This window comes from Streptomyces sp. AM 4-1-1 (genome assembly GCF_029167625.1).
Lineage (GTDB): Bacteria > Actinomycetota > Actinomycetes > Streptomycetales > Streptomycetaceae > Streptomyces.
In genome coordinates this window covers 66149-79614 of sequence record NZ_CP119145.1, presented here as the reverse complement: position 1 = coordinate 79614, position 13466 = coordinate 66149, and the positions used below count along the sequence as shown (strand labels likewise).

Sequence of the window (13466 nt, the reverse complement as noted above, 5' to 3'; positions counted from 1 at the left end):
CCCGCTGGCAGGCTACCGGGCCTGCGCGCTCAGGGGGTCCGGAAGCCGCCACCTCCCACCTGATCCCGCTTCCCCGGCTCATTTAGGCGGTGAGGGGCGAACTCGCTGACCTCACCGATAGTCGCGATGGCCACCAGTCGCTTCGCCAGGTCTACCGGCCCGAGCCGGAAATCCCCCCAATACCCTACGGAGCCGAATCCGGCTGTTTGCAGCATGCTGGCCAGCTCAAAGCGGGAGTACAGCCGGGTTCGGCTCGACCGTGACCAGCCTGGACGGGTGTAGCGGACGTAGGAGACTCCCGATTCCCAGTCGTAGCGCGCCTCCGTCGTCACACCTTCCCGTGTCACTTTCTTCGTGCTGACCGGCTCGTTACCTCGGCGGTTGAGATGCTCAGCGCGCTCCCGGGTCGTCAAGTCCAGGACCAGGATGCCACCGGGAGCCAGCACTTGGCGCCATGCGACCAGCGCTGAAAGATCCTCTTCGTCCGATGGCAGAATCCCGAAGCTGGTCCACAAGTTCAAGACCACGTCGAACGGACCCGTGGGCGGCTGACGCATATCCCCGAGAGCGAACTGACCCTGTGGGTAGAGCTGTTGAGCTCGCTTGATCTGGTCTGCCGACGCGTCGATCCCGACGACATGGTGACCGCGCTCGGCCAGCAGACCGGCGTGTCGGCCGAACCCGCAGGCCACGTCGAGTATCCGGGTGCCGGCATCGGACAGCAGCGTGGTGGAGCAGAGGTCGTCGATGTCCTGAACGGTCGCGTCGTACGCGCCTCTGCGTCGGAAGGTCTCCTCGAAGCCTTCATCGAAGAAGGCACCTGCCCAGTCGGAGGGGACCTGATCGAACTCAGGGTGTTCCACGGATTCTCCTGCGGGGGTGAGCGGAGGTAGGTGAAGTACTCGGCGGCCAGGATGCGTCCGGGCCACCAGCGGGTCGGGGCGGGGCACGAAGAGTGGGTTGGGCTGCGCGGGGTGCCCACCGGTCGGTCAGCGGGCACCCCGCGGCCCGGCCTTCCTGGGCCCTACTTGCCCTCGATGCCGACGATCGTTCCGAACGGATTGCGGACCTGGGCGATGCGGCGGCCGGGCTCAATGACGAGCGGACCGACGTGTCAACTTTCGACGTTGGTCGCGTACCGGCCCGGAGAGGGCCGGGGTCAGGGTGTGTCGGGCCAGGTGAAGACGAGCCGGGTGTGGTGTTTGTCCAGGAGGTGGCCGGCGGGAAGCTCGCCGTCGGCCGTGCTGGGGGGATGGACGGTGAGTCCGGGGTAGCCGTGGCCCCGGACGTGCCGGTCCCAGGAGCGCACTGCAGTGGCGAGCCGGTCGGCGAGAGCAGGGCCCTGTTCGCCGAACGCGTGGGCGATGAATTCGGCGCGATGCTCGGCGGGGGTCTCGCCCTCCTGGACCGGGATATGGGTGAGGTAGGCCAGAGCGCCGTCGCCGAGCACGGCGGCGGCGTCGGCGCCGCGCGGAACGGCGGCGATGCCGGTGTCCTTCTTCTTGTTGCCTGCGAGGCGGCAGAAGCCGGGGACGGTGGTTGCGAGGTAGAGCTGCAGAGTCTCGAAGGACTCGTTGCCGGCCACGGTCACCCCCGTGGGCACCTCGTGTCGGGTGCCACGCAGCGCCTCATCGAGCCCTGCGGTGTCGCCGGGAGCCCCGTCTTCGAAGCGGAGCTGCAACTGCCCGTCGGCGAGATTCACGGTCGGGGTGGCGCGGCCGTTCTCGCCGAGGTCGCGGACGAATCCGCAGAAGGTCCAGGCCGGAGCGTGCAGGACGTCACCTTGCCGTTCGAGGGCGATCGCGCGGGTGTAGCCGTGGATCTCCAGCGGCACCACCAACATGGCGCCGTGGGCCAGTTGCTTGCGCCAGTGCGGGGACAGGTCCTACACGTTGTGGGTGATCACGCACCCGTCGAAGCCGCCGCGCGGGACATGCCCTGGTGCGCCGAGCGCGCCGTCGCCCTGGAGAGCTGTCCCCGTACTGATGTGAGTGCTCCATCAAGTACAGAGTTATGTGCACCGCTCAGGCGACGTCGGTGTCCCGTTCGAGGGCTGAAGACGGTTCTTGAGGCGGTAGCTGTTGCCGTTGATCGCGACGACTTCGCAGTGGTGCAGGAGGCGGTCGAGAATGGCGGTGGCCAGGACCTCGTCGCCGAAGATCTGTCCCCATTCACTGAAGGTCTTGTTCGAGGTCAGGATGATCGATCCCTTCTCGTAGCGCTTGGAGATCACCTGGAAGACCAGGTTCGCCTCGGCGCGTTCGAGAGGCTGGTAGCCGACCTCGTCGACCACGAGCACGCTTGGCCGCAGGTAGCTGCCGAGTTTGCTGGTCAACCGGCCCGCCGCCTCGGCGGTCTTGAGGTGGCGGACCATGTCGTCGAGGGTGGTGAAGTAGATCGAGTAGCCGGCCCGGCAGGCCGCGACGGCCAGAGCGACAGCGAGGTGTGTCTTGCCGACCCCGGGTGGCCCGAGCAGGGCAGCGTTGGCCTTGTCCGCGACGAACGACAGTGTCGCGAGGTCTTTGACCTTGCGCGGGTCGAGGTCGGGCTGGAAGGAGAAGTCGTAATCCTCCAGCGTCTTGTGGTGTGGCAGCTTCGAGGTCCGCAGCCCACTGCGGAAGCGCCGGTCCTCACGGACCGCGAGTTCCTCGGCCAGGACCAGATCGATCAGGTCGAGGTAGCCCATCTTCGCCTCGTCCGCCCGCTGGATGTACTGGCTGACGGCCTCCGCCAGGTGGGGCAGGCCGAGCTTGACGGCCGTAGCGCGGACGCGGGTGCTGGTCAGCTCGCTCAACGGACTTCCTTCATCGGGGGCTTGGGAGTGAAGGGACGGGTGCCGGTCAGCTCGTCATAGACGGAAAGCGGTCGGCGGCCGACCTCGACGCTGGCGGCGGAGGCCCGGTTCAACAGGGCTTGCAAGGGGCCTGTTTCCGGTCCCAGCGGTTGTTCACGGCGGGGCGCGGGCGGGCCGTCGCCGCTCGTGACGCGGCGGCCGGTGCCGGTGGGCAGGCCGTTCCAGTGGCTCTCGTCCACGATGCGGGCGCCGCGGCCGACAGCTCGTGGATGGACGGCCAGAAGCGTCATTCCATCCTGGCCGGGCACGGTGGAGTGCAATGTGACCTGGGATTTCGTGGCCCGGATCTCGACCAGCTGTCGGGGGCGGACCTTGCGGGCGGGCACCGAGTAGAGGTTTGCGTCGAACGCGACCAGGCAGTCCTTGCCGACGTGCCGCAGATGCCGCTGAGCCACCACATACGGAGCCTGCGGCAGCGGCCGCAGGGCCACGTGATCGCGCACGGCCCTGTGCCCGATCACCTCGCCGTGGGTGCCATGGACCTTCGCCCGCCGGACGGGCACCCAGGCCGTGAAGGCGGCGTTCATCTCCTCGATGGAGGAGAACGCCCGCCCGGCCAGCACATGATCGCGGACGATCAGCACCTGGCGTTCGACCCGGCCCTTGCCCTGCGGCCGGTAGGCAGCCAAGACGTCGATGTCGAAGTCGTAGTGCCCGGCAAAGGCCACGGCTTCCGGATGCAACGGAACCGCCTCGCCCGGCGCGACGTGCCGGCGCACGACTGTCTTGGTGCGGTCATAGACGACGCTCATCGGCACCCCGCCGAAGTGCGCGAATGCGGCCCGGTGGCAGTCGAAGAACGTCGCCAGGTCCAACGACGTGGTGAAGCAGCAGAAGGGATCTCGGGAATAGGACAGAACCATGTGGAACGAGTAGACCTTCGGGATCCCGACATGGGCGAGGACCCTGCCCTCGTCCCCCCAGTCCACCTGTGCCTGAGCTCCGGGAACCACCTCGAACCGGCGGTGCAGACCGACGAGCTCACCCGGGCTGATGCCGAGTTCCCCGGCAATTCTCGGCCGGGCTTCCTGCAGGTAGATCTTCACCCGCTGGTAGTTGATCGTGATCCCGTACTCCGCCGCCAGACGCTCGTGGATCACCGCACCCTTGAGCAGAACCTCTGCCCGCAGCATCGCATCGATCAGCGGGGCAACCTCGTCCACCGCCCGCGGCCGCTGCCTCTCACTGGCCTCCCGCTGCGGCGGCGCGATGGGAGCCGGCCCGGCGAGGTACTTGGCGACCGTACGGCGATTCAGCCCCGTCTCCTTCGTGATCTGCCGCAGGCTCATCGCACCGGACTCGTACAGCCCGCGAAAACGCCTCAACTCCAGCCAGCGATGCGGATCCAAGACCATCGACTGCCGCCCTCCACCGACGCCCAACAGACGACAGCAGACTCACGGACACGACCCCATCACCGCATCAACTTTGGTGCACTCTCATCCGTACGGAGTGGTGCACGTTCACTTGTACGCCGACAAGAGCCAGGACGCGCCCGCTGCCGGCCTCTGCGGTGAATCGCCGGGTGCGGTGCACGACGTAGGGGTCGATGTCCACGGTGACGACCCGGCCGGCCGGCCCGACGACGTGGGCGATCAGCTCCGCTTGGTACCCGCCGGAGCCCACCTCCAGCACGACCGCCCCAGGCTCCAGCCGGAGCTTCTCGATCATGTCCCCCTGGAGCCACGCCGCGCTCACCGAGCTGGTCGCCTGGCCACTCTCGTCCCAGCGGGTGACGACGGCCAGGTTGTCGTCGTAGGCGGTGACGAGATCCTTCTCCGGTGCGAAGCGGTGCCGCGGCACCGCGTGCAGCGCCTGCTGAACCGCAGGGCTGGGGACCCAGCCGCCGGCGATGACGGCGTCCGTCATCTCATCGCGCAGCCGGACGGCCTCGGCCGGCTCCCCGGGCACGGCCGGCTGGTCGGCATCGTGCGGATAGCGGTGGACGGGCGGCAGCCCGGGGATGACGCCGGGCCAGACGGCGTTCAGAGCCTGGGCGGCCGGGGTGAAGACGGGGCCGAGGCAGCTCAGGCTGTGAGGGTCGTGCCACTCCCAGCGGGTGAACTTCTCCGGCTCCGCGGTGGTGAGGGTGCCGGTGAAGCCGGCGATCCGGATCACGGCGGTCACCCGCGGCACGCCTTGGGCTGCGTCGGTCATGATGGTCAGCAAGGTGGCGCCGGTGGCGTGCAGGCCGGTTTCCTCGGCGAGCTCTCGCGCCCCGGCTCCGTCCAGCGGCTCGGCACCCTCGATCTTCCCGCCGGGGAGCTCCCACATGCCGCGTTTGGACCACCCGAGCAGGACGCGCCCCTGTTCGTCGGTGACGGCGGCCAGCGCCCCGGCCACGGCGTTGCCGGTGGCTGGCACGGACCGTTCCATGGCGACGGTGTCCGCGCACGGCCCGCGCAGGACCAGCGCCGCCAGGTCGTCGACGGCGACGCGCGCTGCACGCTCGTCCATCCGCAAGTGAGGGCGGCGATCTCGTCTTCGTCCAGTGCGCTGTGCCGCACCTCGGCGCGGGTGTGCGCGGCCAGCGGGGTAATGATCAGCAGGGTGCCGCCCTCGCGCAGTCGGCGGCCGAGCGCGTGCACGACGCGGGTACGGTCGTGCACGAACGCCACAGACGAGCGGAAGATCACCACGTCGTAGAGGTCGTCGCCGAGCGGGGCGGGGTCGTCGCGTTCGATGTCCAGGCGGAACCACCGCACGTTCTGGGCGTCGGCGTGGTCGGACCGGGCGCGGTCCAGGACGCTGGCGTCGCGGTCGACGGCGTCGACGCGGTACCCGCTCTTCGCGAGATACGCGGCAAGTTCACCGGTCCCGCAGCCGACGTCCAAGACCGTGCCCCCTTCGCCGGGGGCGGGAACGTGCTCGGAAAGCAGGCCGCGCTCGGCCTCTCCCAGGTCCCGGAAGTCCCCATCGCGAGCGGCGGGTTCGTTCAGTTGGTCGAGCGTCACGGTCGAAGGCTCCTGTGGGTGCGTGGTGAACAGCTGGTCCGGCCCGGCGGCCGGCCCGTGTGGAGGAGGAGAGGGTCATGGTTCGGTTGCGCCGTCGCAGGCCTGCGGTACCGCAGTCCGGGTGCTGCCGGGAAGGGCGCGCAGCGTCCGGAGGGGGACAGACACATCACGGCGGCCGGCGCCAGCAGCAGGATGGCGCCGAGAACGAGGACCGGCCAAACCCCGGCCAGCGCGGCCAGGCCGCCGGCGACGAGCGCCGCGAACGGCCGCGATCCTGCGGTCAGCGTTGTGGACGCCTGCTGCATCCGGCCCTGGAAGTGCGGTGCGCAGATCATCTGCCGCACGGTGCGCTGGGTGGTGCCGCACGCGGGCGTGCAGAACAACTGCACGTTCAGCGCGGCGCCGAGAGAGACCTGCCACAGGCGGCCCGGCCCGGCCAGCAGCAGCGGGATCTGGGTGAGGGGAAGGCCCAGTAGCGTGATGATCATCAGTGGACCGGGGCCGAGCCGGCGGCTCATCCGCGGGGCCAGCAGCGCGCCGGCCAGACTCCCGACATTCGCGCAGCCCAGCATGACCCCGAGCTCGCTGGCGGTGAAATGCAGGCGGGTAAGCAGGTTTGTTTCCGCAGAGACCGTGTCCCCCGGGGGCGTGTCGCTTTATGGCCCGGCTGCTTTTTCGGCCTGTGTCGCATTCGCGTAGCTCAGCGTGTCGCTTTCTCGGGACCGGCACGTGACGGAGCCCACACTCTAACGCCCGGTCTCCTGCTGGGCCGGGACAGCGGGCTTGAGCCGGCCGCCTACCTCGACTTCGAGTCTCGGGATGCTGTTCCCAGCGTGTGGAAGGAGACAGGAGTGCACGCTTGGGGGAACGTTCAGACCAAGGCGGGGCCCGTGGGCTGTTGCGCGAGCTGGAGAAGCTCTTCGTCGACGGACTCCATGCGGTGGCGGATCTGCAGGACCGTCACCACGGGCAGAGTCCAGTGACACTGTGCGGGCATCAGCTTTGCGACGTCTTGCTGCCGCACACGCCGGGCCCGCCGTGTTCACGCCCGACGCCCCGCATTGCGGTAGGCGGAATCACCGGCTGAGCAGGCCGTTGGTCCGATGCCCGGTTGCGCGCGGGTCGGCCACTTGAGGAGGGGGCGGGTGACAGGGCCGAGATCTGGGGCGAGTCTGGGTGGATGGACGACAGCAGCGAGATGTGCCCGGGAGCCGACGACGGGGCGGTGACGGCGGGGGTGGAGGAGGACTGTGCATGGCGGTACCAGCGCTGTGGTGCCGGCCGGTCCGCAGGTGGCGGACCGGGCTGCCGGAGAACTGGGTGATCTGGTGTCCCGGGAGTTTATGTTCAGGTTGAGGTGCGGTCGCGACAGTCGACGAGCTTGCGCGCTCAGTTGGTCCGGCTGCGCCAGCCCCTGGCCGTGTCCGCAGTGGCGGAGGGTGACGGGCATGCCCATCATCACGACCGCTATCGGGCTGGTGTCGAGCTGTTCCTGCGACCGCAGGGACCGTGGGCCGCCCTCGGCCCACGTGTGACGCCACCGCTGCACCGATCGGACACTGACCCGCAGATCCCTGGCGATCGCCGACTGCCCTCGCCACGAGCGAACCGCTCAGCCGCCTGGAGCCGTAACTCCTCGCGCCTGCACTGCCGTTCAGCGGTCAACCCGCCACCCTGTGGATACCTCATCCTCCCGTGATACCGCAGGCAAGCACCCCCGCCAGCCCCTACGAATTCACGAGTTCAATCTCAGTAGCAGCAGTCTGATGGCGCCAGTGATGTCACCAACTGACGAGGCGACTTGCCACAGCGGCCGCCCGCAGGGTGCCTAGTCGTTTATCCAGTTCCAGCAGCCGACTGTCAGTCGTGTCTGGCGCCGACTTACCGGTATGGGTGGCGGCCCGCCATGCCGACTGATACTCGGCTTCCGCTTGAGAGTACATGTCCATCAAAGCACGCTCGTCTTCACTGAAGAGAGTCGTAGAGGCTTTCATCCGATGCTCTGCCACCGAGGCAGGGCATCCAGGTGAATGTATGGGCATAATGGCAGGATAAGCACCCAATTGGACGGAAGTAGGTTCCAGAAGCGTCGCAGGTTGCACCTGGTAGAAGATATAGCCGGAATACAGCCCTGCGCAGGCGCGCAGATCCAGTCTCACAAACTCGTTCTCTTTCGCCTCTATCTCCGTCTGCTCGATATGCGATTTGTTCACCTCTGTTTCTTCTGTCACGGATTTCGTCCACATAAGTTTCGAATCCAATTTGACAGGTATGTTGGGCACCGCGATTCCTGCCTCGCCGGACAGACCCAGCTCCGATCTGTGCGCGCTGGTGTCAGTGACTTTGACGGAAACTTCGGAAACGTACTTTTTCGTCATTCCTGAGAATGGAATTTTCTGCGCGATGAGCGGTGCGTATCCCACCAGTTTTCCCGCAAAAGCCGCTGGCAGTTCTTTACTTGCGCAGTGATCGTAGAGTGCGTAGGGCTGCGACTTCTCTCCGCAGACCCTTGTGTATCTGTCGATCTCTTTTTGAGGTAGCTGATATGGCCATTCGGACCAATTGGCGTGCACCTTTTTGACGTCACCACTGGTTGGTTGTCCAAACAAATTCCGAAATGGACTACGACCGCTCAATATCGACTGAGCTGCACGCCAGTCGCCCACGTCGCTTGTCTTTGTATCTCTGTCGAATGCGCACATCAGCCATTTGGTGCCGTCATCCTCCTTTCCCCATTCGACATGGGGCATTCCTATCGCAACCATAGACGCTATGTTACTCATGCGGTAGGGAAGATTTATAGTCGTCTCCGGAGGGAGGCAGTTGTAGTACCCTATCTGGATGTCGCCGAACTTGCTGCTCACGGGAAGCGTCCTTTCTGAGCGAACGAGGCCGTTGACCTAATAACTGCGCCACCGGTCGTAGGAAGCCAATCACACTGTGCCGACTGCCTTTTTTTCCGTAACGGCGGAAGCGAATCCAGGCACGTGTAGCGCGGTACGCATGGGGTAGGCCGCGAACCTCTGCTTGCCCTGTTCCGGGCGCCTGTAACAGATCCAGCCGTCATAGACTCCGGCGCAGGCACGCACTTCCATCCGACCCCACTGTCCCTCATCGAGCTGAACCGTGGTTTGTTCTCCGCTCGTATGCTTAACCTCTGATGTGTGGGTGGTGGTTTTCGACCATTTGAAGGTATGAGCCAGCTTTGGTGTGAATCCTGAGATGCTGGCTCCTGCCTGGATAGTGAAACCGATTTCCGTTTCTTGCGTAGTTTTATTACTCACTCGAAAACTACTGCTTTCGGTGTAAATCTTCGTCGCCTTTCCCTGCACCGGATTGGTACAGAAGACCAGGGGTGCTACCCCGACGAGGACTCCAACGAAGGCCGACGGACTCCCGAGGAAAGTAGTCTCATGATATAGTGCCCACGGCTGCGAATGATATCCGTAATGCTGAACGTAATTGTAATATATCTGTGTGTCTGTGAGATGGAATGGCCATTCATTCCAACTTTCATGAGCCTTCTTGAAGTCCGCACGATTGTAATTATCCCCGAACCAATGCCCTTTCGTCTCTTCTTCCCAGCGGCTGTGGGCAGCGTCAAGCGGCATGGTGCTGGAGATGGACTTTGCAGTCACCTCTCGATCGAAGGCGGTCCGCACTCCAGAGGGCCACAGCCAGTCGACTTGGGGCGTGGCCAGCATGGTCAATTTTTCGGGCGCATGATAGGGAACAATTTGACTGTTCTTCGGAAGGCAGTTGTAGCTTCCGAGTGTGATGTCACCGAAATGTACCTCACCCATAAATTGGCTCCTTCGATGCAGCATGTGTAGGTAACTGGCGCCGTGGTTCCGCCAATCAATCCGAACTACGACGACCGGAAGGCGCGTTATCTCCAGTGAGGCACGCACGTGCAGCCCCTGCAACCGCAGAACGCAAACCGGGAAGACGGCCCCCATCGCCGCCTGGTGAACACCGTGGCGGTCACAGCCGCCAGGACCCGTGATGTGGCGGCGCAGCGTGGCCAAGGCCTGTATCGGACCCCCGCGCCGGCCGCGCCGCGCTGGCCAACCGCATCAACCGCGTCCTGAACCTGACCGCAGAGCACTGGCAGCACAGCTTCCTCGAGATTTACACCGGGCACGGCGCCGTGCCGCTGCTGGTGGCCGCGCTGGACGACCTGGCCGCACACGGCCCCCAGGGGCCGGTCTGGCACCGGCCCGGCGGCCACATGCCGCTGCGCGGCCTGGTCCAGGCGCTGGACGACACCCGGGACCGCCCGCCCAGCCGTCCCCGTACGCCGGGCCGTGCACAGACGACAGCCGAACGCCACCGGCCCGGCAACCGCACCACCGATCCGCCACGCCGCCACCGGCTCCCCGGCATCCGCGGCCAGCAGCCGGGCATCCTCCCGCACCCAGGACGGCAATGCCCGCGCCAGCACACCCTCCTCGACGCCGCACAGGCCTGCCAGGAGCTGCCGCCCCGCCGTGTTCAACAACACTTCGGCGTCTGCCCGCGCGCCCCCTCCGTCGTGCCGAGGCTGGTGGCTGCGCCACTTCCAGCAGGACCGTAACGCCGTCGCTTTCAGTCCGTAGCGGCTCGCGATGCGGCAGATCAGCGACGACGTCGTCTCTCTGTTCAGGGGGAGCGGTACGCAGAAGGCCGGGAGGAAGGATCACTCCACCACGGTCTCGTGTCCGCCGATCAAGGAGGGCGTCTTCGCGGCAGTTCCTTCCATCCCGCGGCCGTCCTTGGCTCACTTCATCAGGGCCGCAGCTGCCCCTTCCTGAAGCCAACGGCCTCAACGCGACGGGAGATTAGCCCGTTCGAGCACACCGTGATGATCCGATCGCACTAAGTGGTCGGCTCCGGAAGTTTTTCGGGGGTTGACTCCGGCGGCCTCGTGGTGGTCGATGCTGGCGTTGGACCGTGTATCGACCTGTTCAGGGCAGGCGCCGTAGGGCGGCGCCGAGGGTTGCCACACCTTCGCTGATGTCGGTGGGCGCGCTCGCCGCGTAGCCGAGGACCAGCCCGGGTCAAGCCGGCTTCGTCCTCGGAGACCAGCCATGCTCCACGGGCCGCCGCTAGCCTTCCGCGCGGGGCCACACCTCCTGGATCCACCCGGCCATCGCCTCGTCGTCCCGCTCCATGGCACGACGGGCCGGGACCTGGCAGGACCAGCCGTTACGCACCAACAGCTTGCGGACACCCTGAATCGTGTACGTGAGGTGGAAGCGCCGTCCGATCACCGTCTTCACGCGGTTCAGAGTCCAGCGCTGGTCCTCCCAGCCGTGCGCGGCCGGCCCTTTGGCCAGCTCGGACTCCAGCTGAGCGATCTGCTTCTCACTCAGTCGCGGCAGCGACGCGGGCCCCTGCGACCGCAGGGACCGTGGGCCGCCCTCGGCCCACGTGTGACGCCACCGCTGCACCGATCGGACACTGACCCGCAGATCCCTGGCGATCGCCGTACTTCGTACTGCCCTCGCCACGAGCGAACCGCTCAGCCGCCTGGAGCCGTAACTCCTCGCGCCTGCACTGCCGTTCAGCGGTCAACCCGCCACCCTGTGGATACCTCATCCTCCCGTGATACCGCAGGCAAGCACCCCCGCCAGCCCCTACGAATTCACGAGTTCAATCTCAGTAGCTGCTTCCAACCGCCGAACGGGTGAAACATGGTGATGGGACGGGTGCCAGATCGCCGGGGGTCGCCGAGCGCCGGTGCAGGCCAAGCCGGTCACTGCCCTGCCCGCCGCCCGCCCTTCTGCGTCGAGCTAGGGGCTGATCTTCGGAAGACTGGGTGTATCGCCACCAGCGCCCCGAACCTCGTCGCGCAGACCGCACGGATTTTCTGGACCTCGGGGGAACTGGGGCCATGTGTGCCGTAGCCCTCGCCGGGCCGACCGGTCGCGGCTGTACGTATGCAGCACGCTGACGGGCCGATCTCTGGTTTCAGTCGAGGTCGGTGTGCGTCAGGACTCGACGCAGGACGTTCCAGGACAGGTCGGAGTAGGTGGCGAATTTCTTCTTTTTCTTGTTGAGCTCGTCGATGTACTCGAACTCGTCGCGGGAGGGGGTGCCGTCGGTGTCCAGGGCTGTCTCCCACTCATTGAGGTAGACGTGGAAGCTGGCACCGAACTCGCCGGTGGTACTCATGAACTCGGGCCCCGTCGCGCCCCCACCGCCGTCCATCGGGCAGAAGACCTTGTGGACGGCGTAGGTGTCGCCGTCGAGCCAGGCGCACTGACCGGGTGTGAGAGTGACCAGGCCGCGCTTGGTTGCGTCCCACTCCAAGTGGTCGTAGGCCATGACGTCGAGCCGCCCGGCGAGGCAGTGGATGATCCCGGTGGTGTTGCCGTGCGAGTGGATTGGCGAGTAGTGCTGGGCCGGCCAGAGTTCCAGGACGACCGGGGAGCCGATGTCGCCTGAGGGCTCGTCGTCGGCGGGCACGTAGTTGAACTCCGTGGCCCAGTGGTCCCAGGTGCCGCGGCCGGTGCACGCCACCCGGATATAGGGCGGATGGGTCTTGTCCCGACGGGCCTTCTCCATCATGATCCGGCGCAGCAGCCCGGGCTCGGGCAGCGCGCCCAGTCCGGGCGGCGCGAGGTGCCTGCGCATCGCCTCGATCTCCCACGCCGACAGCTGGATGCTGGAAGCCTTGCGGAACAGGTCCATGACCATGGGCGGGACCATCAGCTGCCGGACGTACTCGTCGAACACGGTCGGCTGACCGATCACCAGCGAGGGAGCGACCTCCGCCGCGGCGAGACGTAGCCGCCGTTCCTCCTCCTTGGTGATGTGGAAGGGGTGGCCGGGGTCGGGGGCGGCCGCCGCCGTGGTGGCGGCGGACTGCGATCGGGCGGGCGACATGGAGATGCTCCTCGAGTAGGGGATGGTTCCGCCCGCCTGGTAGACGCTGCATTTCATAAGCGTTCTCCAGTGGCTGACGGTGTGCCCATCCTCTGCTGCTGAGCGGGAGATGGTGGGGCACGGAGCGACGACACGCTGGCGCTCACCGGCACCGACGTGCAACCGGCGGTCAGGGGCACCGTGGTTACCGGTTCGGCATCCCCGGGGGCTGCGGTGCTTGTCGCTGTTCTGGCGGCGAGGAGAGACTCTGCTGACTCCCGTACCGGGCAGTGAGGCGGAGGCGCGCTCGTGTGCCCGACGCGGCAGGCACACATCACTAGCGCACGCGCAGTCCGATGTATCCCTGGCCGGGAAACGCGCGGAAGGCGGAGCCTCCGGTGAAGAAGTACTTGGTCTGCGCAGCCGGTCGGCTGTAGGCGACGACGGACTGCGGCATGCCGAGAATGCCTGCGGCGTTGATGGTGAAGGGCAGGGCCTTTTCGCTGTGGACAAGCCCGATGTCCACCTGTTCTTCCGTGGGCTCCCAGCCTTCAGGCATCCGGGCTTTGAGGGCTCGGCCCGCCAGGCCAGGCCCAGCACCCGGCGGCCGATCGACGGCAGCCGGCCCAGGATGGTCCACAGGCTCGTGCGGGCAGCGGCCCCGTCATGGGTCGTCCAGTACGCGTCCGCCAACTCCTCCCCGAGATCCCCCTCAGCCGGAGCGGCCGGCGCGGATGCCGGCGGCAGCGGCAGGTCGCCGCTTCGGGCACGCGGCACCCTCTCGGTCTGCCCGGCCTCGCCCGGCGCCG

Annotated in this window: 12 protein-coding genes and 3 pseudogenes; 1 reads left to right on the top strand and 14 read right to left on the bottom strand. The window is 66.6% G+C overall.

Annotation, left to right across the window (positions count from 1 at the left end; genetic code table 11):
• Positions 1 to 29 precede the first annotated feature (29 nt).
• From PZB75_RS00380 to PZB75_RS00335, 10 genes and pseudogenes are all read right to left on the bottom strand, one after another.
• Complete coding sequence (locus PZB75_RS00380; protein WP_275533251.1) at positions 30 to 863, bottom strand: class I SAM-dependent methyltransferase; 834 nt, start codon at positions 861 to 863, stop codon at positions 30 to 32.
• A 296-nt stretch (positions 864 to 1159) separates the two neighbouring features.
• Entirely contained in the window at positions 1160 to 1843 is a 684-nt protein-coding gene (locus tag PZB75_RS00375) for a hypothetical protein (protein WP_275533250.1), read from the bottom strand.
• A gap of 181 nt (positions 1844 to 2024) precedes the next feature.
• A pseudogene (gene istB, locus PZB75_RS00370) lies at positions 2025 to 2794 on the bottom strand (IS21-like element helper ATPase IstB).
• Complete coding sequence (gene istA / locus PZB75_RS00365; RefSeq protein WP_275533248.1) at positions 2791 to 4209, bottom strand: IS21 family transposase; 1419 nt, start codon at positions 4207 to 4209, stop codon at positions 2791 to 2793. The pseudogene istB and the gene istA overlap by 4 nt, the downstream one beginning before the upstream one ends.
• A 67-nt stretch (positions 4210 to 4276) precedes the next feature.
• A complete protein-coding gene (locus tag PZB75_RS00360; protein WP_275533247.1) occupies positions 4277 to 5311 on the bottom strand; it encodes an NUDIX domain-containing protein in 1035 nt (344 codons plus the stop codon).
• A gap of 86 nt (positions 5312 to 5397) precedes the next feature.
• A pseudogene (locus tag PZB75_RS00355) lies at positions 5398 to 5808 on the bottom strand (class I SAM-dependent methyltransferase); the annotation flags it as partial.
• A complete protein-coding gene (locus tag PZB75_RS00350; RefSeq protein WP_275533246.1) occupies positions 5805 to 6296 on the bottom strand; it encodes a hypothetical protein in 492 nt (163 codons plus the stop codon). The gene PZB75_RS00350 and the pseudogene PZB75_RS00355, both read right to left, overlap by 4 nt.
• 554 nt (positions 6297 to 6850) lie before the next feature.
• Entirely contained in the window at positions 6851 to 7357 is a 507-nt protein-coding gene (locus tag PZB75_RS00345) for a hypothetical protein (RefSeq protein ID WP_275533245.1), read from the bottom strand.
• 232 nt (positions 7358 to 7589) lie between these two features.
• Positions 7590 to 8672 (bottom strand): hypothetical protein, encoded by a 1083-nt coding sequence (locus tag PZB75_RS00340; protein WP_275533244.1) that lies wholly within the window; start codon positions 8670 to 8672, stop codon positions 7590 to 7592.
• 69 nt (positions 8673 to 8741) lie between these two features.
• The gene (locus PZB75_RS00335; RefSeq protein ID WP_275533243.1) at positions 8742 to 9611 is read right to left on the bottom strand and encodes a hypothetical protein; all 870 of its coding nucleotides are present in this window, start codon (positions 9609 to 9611) and stop codon (positions 8742 to 8744) included.
• Positions 9612 to 9958: 347 nt separating this feature from the next.
• On the opposite strand from PZB75_RS00335, the gene PZB75_RS00330 reads away from it, so the two are divergent.
• Positions 9959 to 10384 carry a hypothetical protein gene (locus PZB75_RS00330; protein WP_275533242.1) on the top strand — a complete coding sequence of 142 codons (426 nt, stop codon included), beginning with the start codon at positions 9959 to 9961 and terminating at the stop codon, positions 10382 to 10384.
• Positions 10385 to 10754: 370 nt separating this feature from the next.
• Here the strand turns inward: PZB75_RS00330 and PZB75_RS00325 are convergent.
• The 4 genes and pseudogenes from PZB75_RS00325 to PZB75_RS00310 form a co-directional block, all read right to left on the bottom strand.
• A pseudogene (locus PZB75_RS00325) lies at positions 10755 to 10865 on the bottom strand (PLP-dependent aminotransferase family protein); the annotation flags it as partial.
• 30 nt (positions 10866 to 10895) lie between these two features.
• Complete coding sequence (locus PZB75_RS00320; protein WP_275533241.1) at positions 10896 to 11300, bottom strand: winged helix-turn-helix domain-containing protein; 405 nt, start codon at positions 11298 to 11300, stop codon at positions 10896 to 10898.
• A gap of 460 nt (positions 11301 to 11760) precedes the next feature.
• Positions 11761 to 12678, bottom strand: a complete 918-nt coding sequence (locus PZB75_RS00315; RefSeq protein ID WP_275533240.1) for a hypothetical protein — start codon at positions 12676 to 12678, stop codon at positions 11761 to 11763.
• A gap of 316 nt (positions 12679 to 12994) precedes the next feature.
• Entirely contained in the window at positions 12995 to 13297 is a 303-nt protein-coding gene (locus PZB75_RS00310; protein ID WP_275533239.1) for a tRNA-dependent cyclodipeptide synthase, read from the bottom strand.
• Between the last annotated feature and the right edge of the window lie 169 nt (positions 13298 to 13466).

Coding starts and splice junctions, on each gene's coding strand:
- PZB75_RS00375 (WP_275533250.1), bottom strand. CDS start 1,843: ATGTTGGTGGTGCCGCTGGAGATCCACGGCTACACCCGCGCGATCGCC.
- istA (WP_275533248.1), bottom strand. CDS start 4,209: ATGGTCTTGGATCCGCATCGCTGGCTGGAGTTGAGGCGTTTTCGCGGG.
- PZB75_RS00360 (WP_275533247.1), bottom strand. CDS start 5,311: ATGGACGAGCGTGCAGCGCGCGTCGCCGTCGACGACCTGGCGGCGCTG.
- PZB75_RS00350 (WP_275533246.1), bottom strand. CDS start 6,296: ATGATCATCACGCTACTGGGCCTTCCCCTCACCCAGATCCCGCTGCTG.
- PZB75_RS00335 (WP_275533243.1), bottom strand. CDS start 9,611: ATGGGTGAGGTACATTTCGGTGACATCACACTCGGAAGCTACAACTGC.
- PZB75_RS00315 (WP_275533240.1), bottom strand. CDS start 12,678: ATGTCGCCCGCCCGATCGCAGTCCGCCGCCACCACGGCGGCGGCCGCC.